This is a genomic window from Enterococcus sp. AMC1251 (genome assembly GCF_058216535.1).
This window is the reverse complement of sequence record NZ_CM177098.1, coordinates 674,015-694,200: the sequence shown is the minus strand read 5'-3', so window position 1 is coordinate 694,200 and position 20,186 is coordinate 674,015. Positions and strand designations below refer to the sequence as shown.

Genomic DNA, 20,186 nt, shown 5'->3' with positions numbered 1-20,186 from the left:
TTAGGCTTATTTATTTATTTCCTTAACTTGTAATAGACAGTCGCATTCTTATTTTAACCAAGATTTTATGATATACTTATTCAGTTAATATACTTTTATTGAACCACTTATTTAACGAGGTGCATTATGACTATTTTATTTTATAAATTACTTCTAGGATTCATCACAGGAAATCTAGTTGGTATGTTTTCTTATATCACCCGTTTACTTACAAAATCTGGTGCTATTGCTGTAATCTTTGTTGCTACAATTGTTTGCGGCTTTGGATTATTCCCTACTTGGGGATTGTTTATTTTATTTTTCGTAAGTTCGGGATGTATACATTGGGCAAAAAAAACTATAAAAGTAACTAAAACCGAAGCTATTATTGAAAAGGGGCATACAAGAGATGCTTGGCAAGTACTTGCTAATAGTCTTCCAGCAATTATTTCTTTGGTTCTTTTTTATTATACAGAAAACCAGTTATTCTTGATTGGTTATGTTAGTGGCGTCGCGGGCGCAACAGCAGATACTTGGAGTTCAGAGATAGGTATTTTAAGCAAGAATTTACCTCGTTCTATTGTGTCATTTGAAAAGATTGAACCAGGACTGTCCGGTGGTGTTTCTGTGCTCGGAAGTATTGCTTCTTTTTTGGGCAGTTTTCTGATTTCGTTTGCTTTCTGGCTAGTTTATAGCTGGTATCTTAACTCTCAAATTTCAACTAATTTATTCATTCTTGTCCCTTTTATTTGCGGTGTTATTACTTCTCTTGTAGATAGTCTACTAGGTGCAACACTTCAAGCAAAATACCGCTGTGCCAAGTGTGGACAGATAACTGAGCAAAAACAGCATCATCTAAAACAAACAAAACAAATCAGCGGGATCTCATGGCTAACAAATGATTGGGTCAATTTTTTTAGCGGCAGTTTGACTGTCTTATTAAGTTGGACCATCCTTTTTTATCTACAATAATCAATATAGAAACACCTATCAGATACACTTGAAAATCTATATTTTACTTATGTTTATAAAAATAACTTAAATACTGACTAATCGTAATTTTGTTATATTTTTATAAATCGATAACTCTTCTATAACTTCAGCATATGTCATTCCTTTTGGCAAATCAATCGTATAGATATTCGTGTAAATTTGCGTATCATCAACTAATACTACATTAAAGTTTACATCTTCGATTTCGATTTTGTGCTCTTCAAAATATTGATTGATAAATTCTTTCGTTTCCTGTTTGTGTATGTAGCGAATTTCTAATTTTTTTGTTGTCGGTATATGAATTATCTTTCTTACTACTGTCAGCGCAATAAAAACACCAATAAAACTAGTAATAGCAATTGCATAATACCCCATACCGATTGCAATCCCTAATCCTGCGACTGCCCATAATGAAGCAGCTGTGGTCAAACCTGTTACGGATTGTTTCGTTACAATAATCGTTCCTGCACCTAAAAAACCAACCCCACTGACTACTTGGGCAATCAATCGAGCCTGATCTGAACGGATCACTCCTTTTAATTCAGGATAATTGATTGCATCTTGCAAAGCGTTCGCAGCAATTTCAACTTGAATCAGTGCAATGATTGTAGCACCCATGCAAACTAGAATATGGGTACGCATACCAGCCGGTCGATTTTTATATTGCCGTTCAAATCCAATCACTCCGCCAATCAGTATTGCTAAACATAATCGTATAATAATCTCTGGGATTGTTAAATCTACATCCATCATACTCATTCCTCCTACTGCTCTTTGATTTCATTATAGCACTATTTCAAATACGTTCAATTTAAAAAAATGTGAAACAAAAGTAAAAATCACCTTTGTTTCACACTATAAAGACAAATAAATAGCTGAATCAAAAACAGTCACTTTGGAAATAAGCTTCTGTCGCGTCATCCTCTTATTCTTATAATTTACTAGCTGCATCCTCATCAATGATGACAACAACATCTGAGTGATTTTGTAAAACACTTGCTGGTAGATCAACAGAAATTGGTCCATCAATCATACCTTTAATCGCATCTGCTTTCGCCTCACCATAAGCCATTAAAATCATTTTTTTCCCTTTCATGATTGAACCGATTCCCATTGAAACAGCTCTTGTTGGTACATCTTCTACTTTTTCAAAGTTTCGTTTGTTCGCATTGATTGTAGATTCTGTTAATTCAACTACATGTGTTAAGCTATCTAACGGAGTTCCAGGTTCATTAAATCCGATATGTCCATTTTGACCAATACCTAAGATTTGAATATCAATTGGATTGCTGTCGATAACGCTCTCATAATGCTTACATTCAGCAGCTAAATCTTCAGCTTTACCATTCGGTACATATGTGTTTTTAAATGGCTTTCTATTAAATAGTTGTTCATTCATAAAGTAACGGTAACTTTGATCATCGTCTCCACCTAAACCGACATATTCATCCAAATTTACAGAAGTCATTCCTGTAAAATCTAAATCACTTGTAGTCATTTCTTTATACAATGTTTCTGGTGTGCTTCCTGTCGCAAGACCTAAAACTTTTGCGCCATCGTTCATACCTTCTTTAATCAGTTCGAATGCTTTCTTTCCGCCTTCTTCAGCGTTCGTTACTTTGATAATTTTCATTGGTTATTGCTCCCTTATGTTCAAATTTGGTATAGTCCAATTATAACACCCTATAAATGAGATTTCTAGTCTAAAGTGGATAGAAATAAAAAAAGTGAGGAATAAAAGTAAAAAATCACTTTTTTTCTCACCCTTTTAATACGAATAAATGACAGAATCAGAAATAACTCTTATTATTTCTTAGAGTTAAACATTCCTATTCCGGTTTTCAACTATTCAATAACCACCTGAATATTGTCCATATTCTACCACATTTGGATCAGTATAACCATTTGGATCAACATTTGCAGCATCTTGAGTATAACCATAATTATTAGTTGTATCCGACGTACCACTATATGAGCCCGCCTCATTACCGTTAGTATAATTGTTGTAATTAGAATTGTCTTTTGCCTGCATCTCTTTATTTTCAGGTAAGCCCAATTGCTCTCGCAAGTTTGTTTGTACATCATATAGTTTTGTTGGATCTAGTATTTGATAATAGATACCGCCGATTTCTGTACCTTCACCTTCTAATTGTAAAGACTCAATATTTTTAAAAGCGGGCATATATTTTTTCTGAATATCTACCATATTATCCCAAGTTAAATCGGTTTTCACATTATCTTTTACCGCATCTAAAATTTTTCTGTATTTTGAAACACCATCTAAACTGATGACTTTATTCACAATTTTTTCAACAACTTCTCGCTGTCTTCTTTGGCGTCCTATATCACCTTCTGGATCTTCTTCACGCATCCGTGCATAAGCTAATCCAGTCTCACTATTAAGCTTAATGTGTCCCTTAGGAACTGTAATACCATCTAAGGTAAATTCAAATGGATTATCCACTTCAATACCACCTACAGCGTCAATTAAATCTTTTAAGCCTTTCATATTAATCGATACATAGTTATCGATTGGAATATCCAATAAATTTTCAACTGTATCAATCGCCATCTTAGCCCCACCTTTAGGTCCACCGAAAGCATAAGCATGGTTCAACTTATCTTCTGTACCATATCCAACAATCTCAGTTAGAATATCTCTATCTAAACTAATCATTGTAGATTTTTTTTCTTTTGGATTAATAGTAACTACCATTGTAGTATCGGAACGACCTTGTTCTGTCCGTCCTAAATCTCCCGTATCAATTCCCATTAACAAAACAGAAAATGGTTCTTGAGCATCGATATTTACAGCCGTTTCTCTTCTTTTAGAAGTGCGGTCGATTGATTGATATACACCTTTTACTGTACCAGTTGCATCAGAATACATTTTAATCCCATATGCACAAAAACCTGCAATTGAAACAAGAACTACCCCTAAAGCAGTTAATATTACTTTTTTCCATAGATTCATAAGACACTTCCTCATTTTTGCAAGAATAATTCATGAAATCTATTTTCTCACAATTTGAATCAAGCCGCAACTTTTTTAAAGAATTGGCATGATATCTTAATGTAAATGTAAAATAGTAGCTGGAGATAATTTGTGGATATTCAGCATATTTCAAGTAAATAACTACATTTTCTTCAAACTTCAATTTTTTACATTCAAATATACACATGATAACTCTCAAATTTCAATTATAACTATAAATCTTCCTTATACTATAATAAAACCTCAACCAAAGCTTTTATATCTTCAAAAACATAAGTTGGATTAAATGTAGTATTTTTTAAATCACTAGCTTTTGTTTCACCCGTTAAGACAACCGCTGTATCTACTCCAGCATTATTTCCACAGGCAATATCTGTATACAATCTATCACCAATCATGATCGTTTCACTTTTTTCAAATTCTGAGCTTTCTATTGCCAAATTAATCATATCCGGTTCTGGTTTTCCAATATAAATTGGGGTTTTCCCGCTTGCAGTCTCAATCATTTGACAAATTGATCCACAATCAGGGATAAAACCAAATGAAGCAGGACAAACAAGATCAGGATTCGTTGCGTAGTACGCAACATCTTTAGAAAGTATATTACAAGCATCAGCAAGTTTTTGATACTGTAACTCTGTATCAAACCCAACAACTAAACAAGTAATACATTCTTCCAGTTTATCGGTAATTTGTAACCCCATATCTTTTAGTTCTTTTTTAAAAGATTCAGTTCCCAAAACATACGTTAAACCTTCCATTTGGGAGGTTTTAAGAAAATTCCCGGTTGCCTGAGAAGAGGTCACAAAATTAGTTTCATCCACAATGATTCCCAAGGAAGACATTTTTTCTAGATAATCATTAACACTTTTAGAGGAATTGTTTGTTAAGAACATGTATTTTCCGTCAATATCATTAATATAATTAAGTAAATCTAATACTCTTTCAAAAAGAACATCATCAAGATAAATTGTCCCATCCATATCAAATAAAAATAGCTTTTTTTGTTTTAAACATTGAATACTATTCATTAAAAATACACTCAGCTTTCTTTAGATCATTCAAATCATCAATCTCCATCCACTTTCCTTTTAAGAAACAAGGTTCAAATATAACTGAGCTTAAAATATCATTGAGAGCCACTTCTGTCCATTGATTCAATTCATTGTTCATTTCAATATACTCTACAACTTTGTCAAAAAAACATATTGAACCATTCTCGTCAAATCTATATATATCGGTAGAAACTCCAAAAGCTTCTTCTCTATTAACAGATTTACCTATTTTTGTAATCCTTTGATCATTAAATGCCACCTTCATATTTTCAGAATTGAATAAACCTTTTTCCACTATAATATAATTTCCTGATTTTTCTTTTAATAAAGTTTCTAAAACTGAATACTCAAAATATACATCTGCATTCATTAATAAAAATTCTGTTCCTTTAAGTAAATCAGCAGCTAAGTACGATGAATACATATTATTCGTAGTGGAATAATCACTATTGACAATCACATTAACATTAGGGAAATTTTCTTTTACTAAATCTAAAATCACTTTCGATTTATATCCAGCTATAACAATTATTTCTTCTATTCCAGCGTTTAGCAGACATTCAATTTGGTTAGTCAATATTGCTTTACCATTTACCTCCACCATAGATTTAGGAATACCATCTGTCAAAGGTCTCAATCTTGTTCCTAACCCAGCAGCCAAAATTAAAGCTTTCATTTTATATCCTCCAAAATTTTCTCATATATTTCACTCAAATTTTTCTCATTTAATTCTATACAATTTAAAATTGTATATCTTTCTGGTCTAGTATTTTTAGCCTTTAGCCATGCGTCAACAAATATTTCTTTTGAAATACCCATTGTTTTAGGCGATATATCTATTTTGTATCTATTTAAAAGATCTAAAATTATTTTGTATTCTCTTCCTTGTAAAATACAACTAGCAATACTTCCTAGAGCAACTTTTAACCCATGAGGCACGTTCACATTATAATTTTCATCTAGAGAATGACTGAAAAGATGTTCTGAACCACTACATGGTCTACTATTACCTGAAATATCCATAGCTAATCCGCCTAATATAAGTGCCTCTGCTAATTGCTTCAAGAATGCTGAACTTCTTATATCATACTCTCCACTATGCGCAAGCATATTAAATGCAGTATCTGCTAATAGATAAGAAAAATCATTAATAGTGTAATTACTTAGTGATTTTGACAATTTCCAATCATATAACGCTGAATAATTGGAAACAGTATCACCAATCCCTGCTTCTATAAATTCAACTGGCGCACTCTTAATTAAATTTAAATCTACAATAATCCCATCTGGAGATTTGCAACCAAAACTTTTTGCTCTTCCTTTATTTGTTTTTAAAACTGCTATAGGAGAAGAGATACCGTCGTTACTTAGCGTAGTAGGAACAGCAAAATAATCTTTTTTTCCCACATAGGAAGCATACTTTGCAGTATCTAATATCTTACCACCACCTATTCCAATAACAATATCATATCCTTCCATGACAATTTGTTTTGCAATCTCTACTGAGTTATCAAATGAATTATCTTCTACACAAAAAATTTTAGTTTCTAAAGATGATTCAAATAACTCTTTCAGATTTTCTTTCACTATTTCAAAAATACGCTTCGATGTCATAACAAAAATTCTTTTCTGGGAATTATTTCCATAAACTTCACACAATTTTTGTAATAGATTTTTTAAAGCATCTTCTTCTATAGAAAGAAATAATGGTAAATTGAACACTTGTTTAACCTCACTCTCAACATACTAACCCTTCCTTTTCAAAATTATTTTCTTAATTGAACTACTAAGTACTCTAGAGATACTTGTTTTTAATATTATATTTAAACTAACAAAAATCAGTGTAATACTTATACTCCTAAATACTATAGTAAAAAAATAGTTCTCATTAATTTTTAGAAACCAGCCAGAGATATTTAAGATCAAAAATATTAGAATATACTTGTATTGTCCTTGTAAAACATCTTTAATACTTAGCATATTCTTAACAAAAAACATCCTAGCTATACAAACTATGCATTCGACCACTAAAAGAACTACAATTGCTCCAAACCCTCCATATTTTGGAATTATTATTAGATTGCCTATAATACTTATAAGTGCTCCTAGAAAATAAGGTATAGCGTATTCTTTGTACATTCCTTTAGCTAGTGCAAACTGGTTTGAAAAGACACCACCATATGAAATTGGAATAATAATAAATGATACCCAAAACATATATCGGGACATATTTGTAAAATTCTTACCAAAAAACCACGGTACAAATTCATTTGTATTTACTAATATCAAAGAAGTAAAATATAATGCTAAGGCTAAAGTAAAATCTGCAGATACTTTGGTAATTTTCAATAATTTGTTGTCACCTTTATTATCATTTAAATTCGCCATCATAGGCATAATAACTATGCTAACCGAAGTTAGTACTTGCAAAATTATTCTGGCAATTTTTTGCGACTGACTATAATATGATAATTCGATATTATTAGATAAATTAGCTACCAAAGTACTATCAAAACTTGTATAAAATTGTACCGCTATTTGAGGTAATAACAACATTAAAGACGATTTTATAAATTGACTGCTTTTAATACTCTTAACATTGGATAAATCAACATCTCTAACACTTAAATCGATATTCAAATACTGATTTATACCTACCCAAAAAAATAAGTTTGACAAGAAAAAAGATATACTATTTATAAATAGATATAAAATGAAATCACTGGGACTTTTTACAAATAGTATGATTATAACCAAAGAAAAACACTTTACTATGACATTTCTTTTTATAACTGTAGTCATTTCACCAATACCAACATAAAACCATGAGATATCAAAAACAAAAGAAATTAGAAATGGAATCTGCGAATAATATAATATGTATTCATCTTTATTTACAAAAAATGAAGTAGCTAAAATGAAACAACTAATAACAATTATTCCAGAAATCAGTTGTATCTTCCACAAAGAATAGAATGTACTATTTCTATTATCTAATTGAGCTTTGGCAATTTCTCTAGAACCTAATTGCATCAAACCGCATAAAATGATAGTACTCAAAAAATTAGAGATTGAATTCAAATATGCACCTTCCCCAATAAGATTAGCTCCAAGTACTCTTGAAATATAAGGAATAGTGATGATTGGGATCAAAATCACAAAAAGTTGATACAACGAATTATAAAATATATTTGCAATATTTTTCATTTTCTACCTTCTTTTATCTTAGTTTATCTACAACAGAAAGGACACTCTCTGAAACCGTTCCAATCTGTGATCTCTCATAAAAAAGGTCACGAACAGACACCCTATTTTTTTTGTAGTCATCTTTGTTTAAAACGATTATTTTTCTTAACTCATCTAATAACTCTTCACTATTTTTAGCTTTAGGACCAGGTGTAACTGATTGATAATCAAAATACATTTCTCGATCAAACGATAAATAGGTTTCGTAATCAAAATTGAAATAAATAATAGGTTTATCTACTAAAAGAAAGTCTATATAAACACTTGAATAATCTGTAATCAATATTTCAGCATACTTTAACAACGTTTGAACATCTAAATTTAGAGCTGTAATTTCAATTACTGAACCTAAATTTGTAATGACTTCTTCATGATTATGAAAATAATGTTTTTTTATTAAAAATAAGTAATTATTATCCTCACAAAATTTATTCAGAGTAGCAAAATCTATCAAATCATCTAAATCTAAAGATGTTTTTCCCTCGTTACGATGTGTGGGCATATAGAGAATTATTTTTTTTCCTTTAATTATTTTCTGTAACATATCCAAGTCTTTTTTGTCTTCTAATGAAGAATCAAAAAATATATCATTCCTTGGTTGACCACAAACTAAAATTTTTTCACTTGGCAAATCAAAAGCCTTCTCATAGATCTTCTTCATTGTCTCACTTGTAGTAACAACATATTCTTTTCTATTGGGAAATTTTCTAAAATCGATTTTTTTCAGGGGAGTTACATCATAACCAATTTTTTTTAGAGGTACTCCATGCCACAAATCTATTTGAACTGCATTTCCTAATAAAATAGAATTAAGATCACTATAAGGTTTAGTAGTAGTGAACACGACAGATGCTCTAAGTTGAAAAAAAATCCCTTTAACTGAGTTACTCAAATATACTTCATACCCCATTTTTTTGAGTTCAAAAAAAACATCTTTGTTCTTAGTAATCCATATGTTTCTTTTACAATTTAGTTCATTGGCGACTATGTAGAGGTACTTAGAATTATCTGAAAATTTTTCTCCAAACCATGAACCATATATATAAATATTTTTACTTCTTGGGGAAAGCATGGAGAAATAACTAATAATTACCTCAAACATTTTTTTTAAATATATAATCTTACTCATCTCCTAGACGTTTACTATAAAAAATCCCTAAAAAAATGTACAAATAACACATCACTTCATAATTTTGAGTAAATGGTAATAATATAAAACCTAAAAGCGCCCCAAAAATTGGTATGACTAAAAACTTTTTATCCACACGTTTATTCAATACCTTCCCCTCTATAAAACAATTATAAAACGGAATAAAGTACAATATCGCACCTATTATACCTAGATCATATCCCATAAGAAAGTAGGATGATTCTGTAAGATTTGCATTAAACATGTATACTAAAGCCCTAGGTCCATTATTCCCAAAGCCAAGCCCGAATGGATGATCCATCAGTAAATCAATTGATCGTTTCATTGAATCACTATGTCCTAGCAAAGACAAATCTTTTTTTGAGAACGTATTTTCTAACAAGTGAAAAATCATATTGAAGAAACGGTTCTCTAAAAACAATGAGTCTATAAGAAAAAAACTAATCAAAAAAATAGCTCCTAAAATAAATAATTTTATTAGTTTATTCATTTTTCTTAAATCAAAAATCTCTGAAGCAAAAAATATAAACAATGCCACTACTGTCCCCATCCAAGCAGTCCTAGAAAAAGTTCCTATTAACGCTATAAAGAATACAAAAACACCAAAAGAATACATTTTAGGTTTAAATTGAGGATGCAACTTATAGAAAAATAGAACGCACAATATTACACACATTAAATAAAACGCAAAATCGTTAGGTGAAACAAATGTTCCATTTATCCTTTGAAAGCCAAAATATCCACCAATATAAAAAGAGTGATGTAGTTGGTTTAGTCCAGTATTCAAAAAATCTATCTTAATAAGAAATTGATCTTTAAGTACCAATGCTTGAAATATTCCATATAAAGCTATGAGTAAAGTATTAAAAAAAAGAATCTTTATCACTACTGCTATCTCAATTAATTTTATATTAGTCATCTTCATGATAAAATATAGTAAAATTGGCACTGAGTACACTCTAACAATGTTTAAAACCTGTATATTATTAGAAGATCCAATTCCCAAAACCAAAATAATTACCAGAGAAAATAGTACGAAAAAATCATTTTTATTAATGACAATTCTTTTTGACGTAATTAATAAGTCTACCACTGCAAATACAAATATTGCACAAATCAACATATCCTTAATAATAGTCAATAGAAAAGCTTTCCTAAAAATGACATCCGTAATAATATATTGATATGGCAACATCCATACCAAAAAATAAAACATTTTTATGTTAACTCTTCGAAAAATAATTATATCCTCCTTTCATAAAATATTTTTTTTAAGATTCACACTTCTGTATTCTTATTAATAAATTTTTTAAATACTCTGTTACTAGTAACTGTCCTACCATACACTATACGGAAATATACACTAACCAATAATATATCCATGTTAAAAAAACTATTCAACACAAATTCTTTTTTGTTCGTCATGAACTTATGCTTGTATCCTATGGTCTTTTTTAATTTATCTAGCTTTCTAATTGGATACATAGCTTTCTTTAAAACTACAATCAGGTCATCTAAAGATTTATTCATTTTTTCAATATCAAATGAGATATTTTCTCCAGAATCATTATGTACATATACATAATCAGAATTTAATTCAAATTTCATTCCTCTATCTAACATCAACAACCATAACAAATAATCATCTGCTCCATTGTGTTTAACAATGTTCTCTTTCCATACGTTCGGAATTGACTTTCTCTTTATAAGTGCTTGCCCTGGGGACACAATCAGGTTTTTCACAAAAAGGTAAGGCCATTCCTTCTTTATTTGTTTTTGAGAATTCGCATTTTTATATATTTTATAAGAATCATTCCTATTTAGTTTAAAAAAACCATTTCCTATTATAATATCAGCGGTAGTAATCTTTTTAATTTGTGAGAGTAAAGATACTTCTGTAATTTCATCATCTTGATCTAAAAATAAGATATACTTACCCTTAGCGATATTTAACCCATTGACTCTTGACTTATGAATACCTGAGTTATACTCATTTGTAATAATTTTCGTCTCAAACGTATATTGATCAAAATACTCAATCTTATCCCACGGACTATCATTAACAATGATTAGTTCTACTTTAAACTTATCATCTAATTTAACAACTGCTTGCTCTATATTTTTTAATAGTCCCAGTAAATATCTTCCTCCTTGGAAGTAAGGAATAACTATTGATATATCCATTTTTTCTCCTTTCTTATCATAAAATTCTGATTTTAATTCTTCTTCATTCTCAAGTTAATTTTTTTAGTTTTCCCTAATCAATCCTTATATAGATGGTGAAGACCATTTTAAAGATAATCAGCTTTCGTCTCCTTTATTATTTTTTTGTACATTTTTTTAATCTCTACTCTATGTGTTTCTATCGTTTTAATAATTGTTGTTTCCTTTTCATTTAGATCTATATTTAAAACAATATCCTTTAACTCGGAAAAATCAGAGTAAATGTACTTTTCTTTTACCAGATCTTTTGCACCAACATTATTACTTAAGACTACATGAACACCATAGCTTAAAGCTTCCAAAACAATCAAGCCAAATGTTTCTTTCCATTTACTCGGAATAATCAAAATATCAATATTTTTGTAAACTGTACCCAATTCCTCCTTAGAATAACGACCATGATTAATAATACCTGAAAATTCAAGCTTGCTATTATCACCGTATATATGATATTCGTAGTCAGTCATTCCAAGTTCTTCCGATAATTTCAAAAAATCATAAAAACCCTTATATTCTTTATACGGCCCTATATACCCCACTCTAATACGATTGATCCTATTCTTTTGTCTATTTTTTAGTGGCCTTCTAATTGCAGCAGTTGTAATAGAAATTACTTCATATTTATCTAATGGCAAATTTTTCTGATACACGTTTTTAGATAATTGACTGTTAAAATGGAAAAAGTCTATTTCTTGAAGAATATATAAATAATATTCTTTTAACAACGAATATTGTTTAATCTCCTCATCTTTTATTACTACCATCTTTTTATTAGTAATCTTACGTTTATCAAGATACTTTATTTTCAGTTTGGCTACCTTAATTATCTTTCTAATTAAGTAATAATATTTCCATTGAAATAACCTTAACTTTTTTACTGACATAGCGGACCTGGAGACTTTAATCCAATTATCGACATTATTCTGAGTATCATAACTTTTTCCATTTAGAAAAAAATTAGGTTCTGGAGCAATTCCAAAATAATCATGAGTAGTCATTACAATCTTTATCTTTTTTTCATCAGCAATTTCAAAAAATGTTTTGTGCAATCCCATTAAAGTATGAATATGAATAATATCAGCTTCAATTAGCTCAAAAAATCTTCTATAAATATTATTATCATCGATATCCATAAATTTTATTGGTTCTTTTATTCCGCCAAATAACGGCAGCGGCAAAGAATTTACTAATTCATAAACCTGAAAATTCTTTTTTGATTGTCTTTTATTTTTTTTAATACTTAACTTCTTTTTAAAAAAATTCAAGCCGCCAGGATACAAATAAATCACTTGTTCTCCTGACTTTGTTTGAGCCTCCATTAAGTCCAATGTATAACTTACCAAACCACCTGTTCTATTAGGTGGAAAACCTAATCCATAATGTAATATCTTCATTATTTACCTTTCGATAAAAAGATTTTCATACTGTTTATTAATGTATGTCCAACTGTAACTTTCAGTTATTCTCTCTTTTGCTTTTTTTCCTTTATCTACACTTCCACTTACATCTTCTATTTGATCAATTAAACCTGCTAAATCATCACTTATTTTAGACCAATAATAAGCACTTTCTTTTGCAACTTCTTCATTAAATCCAACACTAAGAAGTAAGTTTCTATTTGTTGATGCCAATGCTTCTAGTAGAGACGGATTAGTTCCCCCAACTTCATGGCCATGAATGTAAGCAAATGCATTTTGTCTAATATATTTTAGTAATTCCTGATTATACACTGTACCAACAAACTTAACTCGTTGATCATGTTGAAATTGAGTTTGATTACGTAGCTTTTCGTAAAATTTACCCTTCTCAATGTTAGTAATTAGCACCAGTTTTCTTTTCGTTGATGTCTTCATAAATTCTTGAATCATTATTTGAAAATTATTTTCAGGTACAAATCTACCAACTACTAGAAAATAATCTTTTTCTAGTAATTCATTTTTTAAAAACCATTCTCTAACAACTGAGTCATTAAAAGATAATTGTGATTTTTCTATGTCTGTTCCATAAGCAATATAAATTGTTTTTGGATCGTATTTCTGATAATCATTTCTTATATACTCTTCTATATTCAAACTATCACATATTAGTAAATCTGCATGTTTAACCATTAACCTTTCCGAATACTTCCAATATTTCCGAACAGGGTAACTCCATTTAGCTCTAAGCCATTCATGACCATCTGGATTAACATATAATTTTCCACCTATTTTTTGAATTTTTTTCTTATAATGCTTTATAAATGGTCCGATCCGACAAGCTAAGACATAAAAAATAGGAGCAGAGTTATTGAACTTTTCCGCCAATTCTATTGAATAATCTAACGCTCTCATATCATAATAAATTGCTTTTGCTGGACCAATATTAGGTACATCAATATTAAAACAATCTGCTTGATTATATTCAAAATGCTTTTGTCCATTACCATATAAATTGTCCCCAATATTCATACATGCAACATGATACTGAATATTGTCACTTTTTTTGTACTGAGTCAGCTTTTCGACAAAAGTTTCAAAGCCACCATATTTAGCTGGAATTCCTTTAGAACCAATAATATAGATATGTTGATTAGAATCACTCATCAATAAGCTCCTCTAGTTAAAAACATTATCTTAATCGTCTGTAAAATAATTTTAAAATCATTCCAGATAGATTGATGTTCAATATACTCCAAATCAAATTCAACCATATCATCAAAATGAACGTCATTTCTACCTCTAATCTGCCATAATCCTGTACAACCTGGTTTTACGCTTAAGCGTTGCATATCACGTTGACTGTACTCAGCTACTTCTCTTTGCAACGGCGGGCGAGGTCCTACTAATGACATTTCTCCTTTTAGAACATTTAATAGTTGAGGTAGTTCATCAATACTTGTTTTTCGAATTTTTTTTCCGATTTTCGTCACTCTAGGATCATCTTTTATTTTGAACATAGCTCCTTCGATCTCATTTAATTCGATCAAATCATGTAACTGTTCCTCAGCGTCCGTACACATCGATCGAAATTTGTACATAGTAAATAGACGGCCTTGTTTCCCTACTCTTTTTTGTGAAAAGATAACTGGACCGTTTGGATCTTCTTTTCGTATTAGAAAACCAACAATTAAAAACACAGGACTTAATAAAATCAAACCAAGCAAACTACCCAAAATATCTACTACTCTTTTAGATAATCTAAAAAGTAGAGATTGTTGCTCAGAAGCATTTTTTATCGTCAACTCAGAAATTTCATTTTTTTGTTGCACGCGTTTACCAACTTCCACAAACTTCCCCTCCAAATTTTCCACTCCTCTAAAAAAACAGTGCTTACCAACCACGTTTTACGTATTTATGTTCAATTAAACAACTACTATGTATCCGTACATACCAACAACTTCTACTTAGTACTTTTAAAACAAACCAAATCTTTTCGATTGAATTCCCTTGAATTCTGGTCTTTGTACATCATCCCCATTTAAAATATCTTTAGCCATTTGCTGCATTGCCGACACATGCTCTACACCCATGTCTTTACCGATAGCTTCATATGCTTTTTTCATAAAAAAACCGCGCTTATTAATATTATGCGCATCCGATGCCATCATATATACCATATTATGTGCAACCATTCGTTTAGCTGTTCTCTCGATTCGTTTCCCAAAAATACCTATATAACTTGGAGCTGTCAGTTGAGTTAATACGCCCATCTCTAAAAAAGGCAACAGTCTGTTAGGATCTTGAATAAATTTGCTGTTTCTTTCCGGATGAACGATTACTGGTGTATGACCTGCTTTTAATAATTCAAAAAATAAGTGTTCCGTATAAGCGGGAATATCGTTAGTAGGAAATTCAATTAAAATATAACGATTATCAAGGTCTGTAAACAAAATATCATTACTCCGAATTTGCTCCAACAAATCCCCTCCAATCCTTACTTCTTGTCCTTCAAATAAGGTAAGGGGGATACTTCTAAGATCTAATTCTTTCTGTAAAGCGGCCACATGAGTAATTACCTGCCCAGCAGGATTATCATATTTACCATTATTATGATGAGGCGTACAAAGAATATGAGTAATGCCTTGTTTAACGGCCATTCTAGCCATGTCAAGTGAATCGTCGATCGTTTTAGCTCCATCATCAATTCCTGGCAATATATGGCAATGTAAATCAATCATCAGCTTATTCCTTCCTACTATTTATGAGCCATAGTAATAGCCTTGATCTGCTATATTTTTAGATCCATTGTATACAACACCAAGAATATTCGCCTCTACCAGCTCTAATAAATTTTTAGCTTTCAATAAAGAATCTCTTTTTGAAACATTCTCACGAACAACTAAAATTGTTCCATCTGATTTTGAAGATACAATTTGCGCATCAGTCACAGCTACAACTGGCGGCATATCAAATATTACTAAATCATATTGTTGTTTCAGTTCTAACATCAATTCTTTCATTCGTCTAGAATCCAGTAGTTCTGAAGGATTAGGTGGTTTAGGACCACTTGTCATCAAAGTTAAATTGTCAACATCGGAAGTTTGAACAACTTGATGTAAACGTGTTTCACGACTCCCTAACAGCGTACTTAATCCGCGGACATTTTCTAAAGAAAATGTTTTTGCCACCGTAGGCTTACGCATATCAGCATCTACCAATAATACACGTTTGCCTGAATTAGCAAATACAATGGCCAAATTGGCTGAAGTAGTGGACTTTCCTTCGCTTGGACCTGATGATGTAATCACTAATGTTTTTAAATCTCTATCTACCATAGCGTATTGGATATTCGTTCGAATCGTTCGATATTGCTCTGATATTGGTGAAGATTTATCGGCTAAGGTTATTAAACTTACGGCTTTGGTTTTCTGTTTTTTTTGAGTTCTTGCTTTATTTGTCATTCCATACTCCTTTAAACTCTCGGTCGTCTTCTACGTGCGGCAGCAGAATTGTCTGATTTATCGTTTTCTTTTGAGATTGTTCTTGGTATGTCTGTATTAGGATTTCGCGACTCAGCGGATTGCATTGTCAAGTTTGAAGGCGTATGAACTACTTTTGCACTTAGTTCCTTCGCTGTCATATTAGGAACAACACCTAATATCGTAAAGCCGAGCTCATCTGCTACAAAACTGTCATCTTTGATCGTTTTATCGAACAGCTCTAAGATAAAGGATACAGCTATTCCAAACATAACACCCAGAGCTAAGCCGATTATCAAGTTGATTTTATCATTTGGCGAAACAGGCTTCACATTGGCAGTTGCAGCAGATATAATCGTAATTTTATCTACATTCAACATATCTTTGGCTTGCTCTTGAAACACTAAAGCAGTCTGATTAGCTATATTTTGAGCTACGATTGGATCAATTACTTTAGAAACGATAGAAAACATTTGCGAGTTTTGTGACTGATTTACTGAAATGCTGGCTCCTAATGCTTCAAGTGATAAATCATTTTGATGCTCCGTTTTCATTCTTTGTTGTACTTCTGTCATTACAGTGTCACTTTTAATCAAATCCTTATACGTATTGATCATTTGTAAATTTCCATTGATATCATTAACATTCGTTGTTTCATTTTGCGGTAATCGAACAATTAATTGTGCTTGAGAACTGTATTTAGGTGTGATCACAAAATAAGTCAATATCCCAGCAACACCTAGTCCTAAAAACATACTGACAATGATTAAACCAATACGTTTTTTTAATACGCCAATTAATTCCTGTAAACTGATTGTCTCTTCCATTTTTTCCTCCAATTAACTACATACAAATAATTATAAATTCTAGCTGGAATAAGTACAAGGCTATTTGTAAATAATACACTATCAATAATTTCAATAAATGTTGAAATTATTGATAGATTATATTTACATCTTACGAAAAACGCATTGTTTCTCTATTATTCACTTGGCAGAACTTCCCCCTGTTCACCTATTGAATCACCTTCAGCTTGCTTTTCTAGCAGCTTATCAACGACATCCAGTTTGTCGGATAATTCCTTTCTCAATGTTTCATTTTTTATCTGATCCAGCTGGTTAAAAAGAAGAATGAAGCTCTCAGCATTTGCATTGCTCGTCAGTGCTCCCTCTTTTGTCATCATAGCGATCGATTGTTTCATATCTTTATATTGTTTAACCTGTAAATCCATTTCATCTAATAATGTGGTGATCGCATTGCTCCACTGGCTTTCGTTTTTAGGAACTTTAGCACGTATCGTTGAAACCTTTTCAGCAGTTGTACTTTCCTTTATAACTACTTCCCCATTGTCTGCAGTCCAATCAGTCGGCGCTTGAACAAGTAAAGCAGTCACTTGTGTTTGAATATCTTTCTTATTTTTGATATCTTCTATTTTAATCAATAATTCTTTTTTTTCTTGAGATACTTCTGAAGTGTCTGTAGAAAAATCTTTTTTTGCTATATCGAAATCTGCAGCTTCTGTCTTTAACATGATGATTGTTCTTTCAACAGCTTTCAATTTTTCTTTCTCTAGTGAATCTACTAGAAATTCTTCATGATTATTTTGATAAAATTGACTAACTTGTCTATACATTCGTTTAATTTTTACAGATTCATTTTTTATTGTTGATTTTGCATATTCAACTTTTCGTTTCTGTTCCTGATTCGTATTTTGCCTAATTCCTAAAAAACAGATACTAATTGAAATGAGGATAACGCTTATGTAAATACTTTTACCAAACCGACTACTTCTTACCACCATTACACTCCTTTTAAAGATATCTTTCATTAACAGACTAGAGCTTTAAATAGATGCTAAAAATGCTAAATAATCTGCTTGTTCAGTTGTTTCTTTAATCGTTGATTCTTCAAAGTGACCTTCTATAAAATCGGTTAAAGACCCAGATATCAAATGTGTAACAGTCGCATTCCCTATCAGTTCCATCCAATAACTACCTGAACCTCCTTCGTGTACTACTGTTTTTACCATACCTCCAGTATTTTTAACAATAATTGTTTCATCAAATTCACCGTCGTTTAGTAAAACATACATCAAACTGCTAGCACACATTGCCGTTCCACAAGCATTAGTAAAACCTACTCCACGTTCGAAGGTTCGTACAAACAGTTCGTTTGTGCCTGAAATTTCTACAAAACTTACGTTAACTCCATCAGGAAAAATAGGATTATCTCCGTTTACATAAGTGGCAATTCGTTCAAACTCTTTGCTCATAAGTGTTTGATGATCAACAAATGCGATTAAATGTGGATTTGGAACTGCTACAGCTGAAAATTTCAAGTTACTTGACAATTCTGGAATCACTTCATTGATTATCGTATTATTTGTAGTAAGCATCGGAATAGCTGCAGCTTCAAAGCTGACTGGTGAAATTTCCACTTGGTAAGTCGCTATTTGTTTATTAAACATAGGGGCTTGCCTTACTTTGAGGTCCGCAAACATGGTTTCTACAGAGAAAGATTTTTTGTTATATTTTTCAGCTAAGTATCTAGCAACTGTACGCAACCCATTACCACACATGCTCGCCTCACTACCGTCACTATTGATCACACGCATTTTAGCTAGCGACAACCCTTTAACTACACTTTCAACAAGTAACAGACCATCCGCTCCGTTGAGTAACCCCGCCTCTCTATCGCACAAATGCATGCGCAAAAGATCGATTTCTTCATCCGTAAAAGGACGATCCAATTGCATTTCATCTATTAAAAAGAAGTCATTTTCTGATCCATGAACTTTTTGCATTATTATATTCATTATAAAACTCCTTTACATGATGTTTTGCATATCTATATTCTTAACTATTAGTATGCCACAAAAAAAAAGAGGAAAACAGTATAATTTACTGTTTTCCTCAAAAAATTTTCTAAAAGTTCTATTTTTCCAGCTTATTTAGCTGCTGCAAAGCGTTTATTGACTTCATCCCAGTTTACAATATTCCAGAATGCATCAATATAGTCTGGACGTACATTTTTATAATTTAGGTAGTAAGCATGTTCCCAAACGTCTAAACCTAAAACGGGTGTTTTCCCCTCCATTAAAGGAGAGTCTTGATTAGGCGTTGAAGTAATTTCTAATTTGCCGTTATTTAAGGCTAACCATGCCCAACCTGAACCAAAACGTCCAGTTGCAGCTGCTTTAAATTCTTCTTTTAGTTTATCGAAACTCCCAAAAGCAGCATCAATAGCATCTTTGATATCACCTGTTGGTGCGCCACCTGCGTTAGGAGCCATGATTTCCCAAAAGAATGAGTGATTTGCATGTCCACCGCCATTATTACGTACAGCTGTACGGATATCTTCTGGAATAGCATCCATATCAGAAATCAGCTCTTCTACTGATTTAGTCCCAAATTCAGGATATTTTTCAATTGCAGCATTTAAATTCGTCACATAAGTATTGTGGTGTTTATCGTGGTGTAGATGCATTGTTTCTACATCAATATAAGGTTCTAATGCATCGTAAGCATATGGTAAATCTGGTAAAGTGTAAGTCATAAAAATCCCTCCATTAATTAAGTATAGCGTTTCATACATTTATAGCATAACAGATTTTATGGCAACCTTCAAAGTAATTGCTTACAAAGTTGT

The 20,186-nt window shown here is 31.4% G+C and carries 20 protein-coding genes; 1 reads left to right on the top strand and 19 read right to left on the bottom strand.

Going from position 1 to position 20,186, the window contains the following annotated elements:
- Positions 1-126 precede the first annotated feature (126 nt).
- Positions 127-951 (top strand): DUF92 domain-containing protein, encoded by an 825-nt coding sequence (locus tag AC4BBR_RS03235; RefSeq protein WP_490461151.1) that lies wholly within the window; start codon positions 127-129, stop codon positions 949-951.
- A 66-nt stretch (positions 952-1,017) separates the two neighbouring features.
- Here AC4BBR_RS03235 and AC4BBR_RS03230 read toward each other — a convergent pair whose 3' ends face one another.
- The 19 genes from AC4BBR_RS03230 to AC4BBR_RS03140 form a co-directional block, all read right to left on the bottom strand.
- Positions 1,018-1,725, bottom strand: a complete 708-nt coding sequence (locus AC4BBR_RS03230; protein WP_490461150.1) for an MgtC/SapB family protein — start codon at positions 1,723-1,725, stop codon at positions 1,018-1,020.
- Positions 1,726-1,903: 178 nt separating this feature from the next.
- Positions 1,904-2,605 (bottom strand): glucosamine-6-phosphate deaminase, encoded by a 702-nt coding sequence (gene nagB, locus AC4BBR_RS03225; protein WP_490461149.1) that lies wholly within the window; start codon positions 2,603-2,605, stop codon positions 1,904-1,906.
- Positions 2,606-2,821: 216 nt separating this feature from the next.
- Positions 2,822-3,946: an LCP family glycopolymer transferase gene (locus AC4BBR_RS03220; protein ID WP_490461148.1), complete on the bottom strand. Its 1,125-nt coding sequence runs from the start codon at positions 3,944-3,946 to the stop codon at positions 2,822-2,824.
- Between the two features lie 251 nt (positions 3,947-4,197).
- Entirely contained in the window at positions 4,198-4,998 is an 801-nt protein-coding gene (locus AC4BBR_RS03215) for an HAD-IIA family hydrolase (RefSeq protein WP_490461147.1), read from the bottom strand.
- A complete protein-coding gene (locus AC4BBR_RS03210; RefSeq protein ID WP_490461146.1) occupies positions 4,991-5,698 on the bottom strand; it encodes a phosphocholine cytidylyltransferase family protein in 708 nt (235 codons plus the stop codon). The genes AC4BBR_RS03215 and AC4BBR_RS03210 overlap by 8 nt, the downstream gene beginning before the upstream one ends.
- Positions 5,695-6,744 carry an iron-containing alcohol dehydrogenase family protein gene (locus AC4BBR_RS03205; protein ID WP_490461145.1) on the bottom strand — a complete coding sequence of 350 codons (1,050 nt, stop codon included), beginning with the start codon at positions 6,742-6,744 and terminating at the stop codon, positions 5,695-5,697. Before AC4BBR_RS03205 ends, AC4BBR_RS03210 begins: the two co-directional genes overlap by 4 nt.
- A gap of 24 nt (positions 6,745-6,768) precedes the next feature.
- On the bottom strand, positions 6,769-8,229 hold the full coding sequence (locus tag AC4BBR_RS03200) for an oligosaccharide flippase family protein (RefSeq protein ID WP_490461144.1): 1,461 nt from the start codon (positions 8,227-8,229) through the stop codon (positions 6,769-6,771).
- Between the two features lie 13 nt (positions 8,230-8,242).
- Positions 8,243-9,397: a CDP-glycerol glycerophosphotransferase family protein gene (locus AC4BBR_RS03195; protein WP_490461143.1), complete on the bottom strand. Its 1,155-nt coding sequence runs from the start codon at positions 9,395-9,397 to the stop codon at positions 8,243-8,245.
- The gene (locus AC4BBR_RS03190) at positions 9,390-10,559 is read right to left on the bottom strand and encodes an O-antigen ligase family protein (RefSeq protein ID WP_490461142.1); all 1,170 of its coding nucleotides are present in this window, start codon (positions 10,557-10,559) and stop codon (positions 9,390-9,392) included. The genes AC4BBR_RS03195 and AC4BBR_RS03190 overlap by 8 nt, the downstream gene beginning before the upstream one ends.
- A 137-nt stretch (positions 10,560-10,696) precedes the next feature.
- The gene (locus AC4BBR_RS03185; RefSeq protein WP_490461141.1) at positions 10,697-11,602 is read right to left on the bottom strand and encodes a glycosyltransferase family 2 protein; all 906 of its coding nucleotides are present in this window, start codon (positions 11,600-11,602) and stop codon (positions 10,697-10,699) included.
- 107 nt (positions 11,603-11,709) lie between these two features.
- Positions 11,710-13,035: a glycosyltransferase gene (locus tag AC4BBR_RS03180; RefSeq protein ID WP_490461140.1), complete on the bottom strand. Its 1,326-nt coding sequence runs from the start codon at positions 13,033-13,035 to the stop codon at positions 11,710-11,712.
- Positions 13,036-13,038: 3 nt separating this feature from the next.
- Entirely contained in the window at positions 13,039-14,223 is a 1,185-nt protein-coding gene (gene cps2T / locus AC4BBR_RS03175) for a beta 1-4 rhamnosyltransferase Cps2T (RefSeq protein WP_490461139.1), read from the bottom strand.
- Entirely contained in the window at positions 14,223-14,906 is a 684-nt protein-coding gene (locus AC4BBR_RS03170; protein ID WP_490461138.1) for a sugar transferase, read from the bottom strand. Before AC4BBR_RS03170 ends, cps2T begins: the two co-directional genes overlap by 1 nt.
- A gap of 126 nt (positions 14,907-15,032) precedes the next feature.
- Positions 15,033-15,797: a tyrosine-protein phosphatase gene (locus AC4BBR_RS03165; protein WP_490461137.1), complete on the bottom strand. Its 765-nt coding sequence runs from the start codon at positions 15,795-15,797 to the stop codon at positions 15,033-15,035.
- Positions 15,798-15,818: 21 nt separating this feature from the next.
- On the bottom strand, positions 15,819-16,520 hold the full coding sequence (locus AC4BBR_RS03160; RefSeq protein ID WP_490461136.1) for a CpsD/CapB family tyrosine-protein kinase: 702 nt from the start codon (positions 16,518-16,520) through the stop codon (positions 15,819-15,821).
- A gap of 11 nt (positions 16,521-16,531) precedes the next feature.
- Positions 16,532-17,365 carry a YveK family protein gene (locus AC4BBR_RS03155; RefSeq protein WP_490461135.1) on the bottom strand — a complete coding sequence of 278 codons (834 nt, stop codon included), beginning with the start codon at positions 17,363-17,365 and terminating at the stop codon, positions 16,532-16,534.
- A gap of 155 nt (positions 17,366-17,520) precedes the next feature.
- Positions 17,521-18,336, bottom strand: coding sequence for a hypothetical protein (locus AC4BBR_RS03150; RefSeq protein ID WP_490461134.1), 816 nt, complete (start codon positions 18,334-18,336; stop codon positions 17,521-17,523).
- A 45-nt stretch (positions 18,337-18,381) separates the two neighbouring features.
- Positions 18,382-19,353 carry a diaminopimelate epimerase gene (gene dapF, locus AC4BBR_RS03145; RefSeq protein WP_490461133.1) on the bottom strand — a complete coding sequence of 324 codons (972 nt, stop codon included), beginning with the start codon at positions 19,351-19,353 and terminating at the stop codon, positions 18,382-18,384.
- Positions 19,354-19,484: 131 nt separating this feature from the next.
- Complete coding sequence (locus AC4BBR_RS03140; protein ID WP_490461132.1) at positions 19,485-20,093, bottom strand: superoxide dismutase; 609 nt, start codon at positions 20,091-20,093, stop codon at positions 19,485-19,487.
- Positions 20,094-20,186 lie beyond the last annotated feature (93 nt).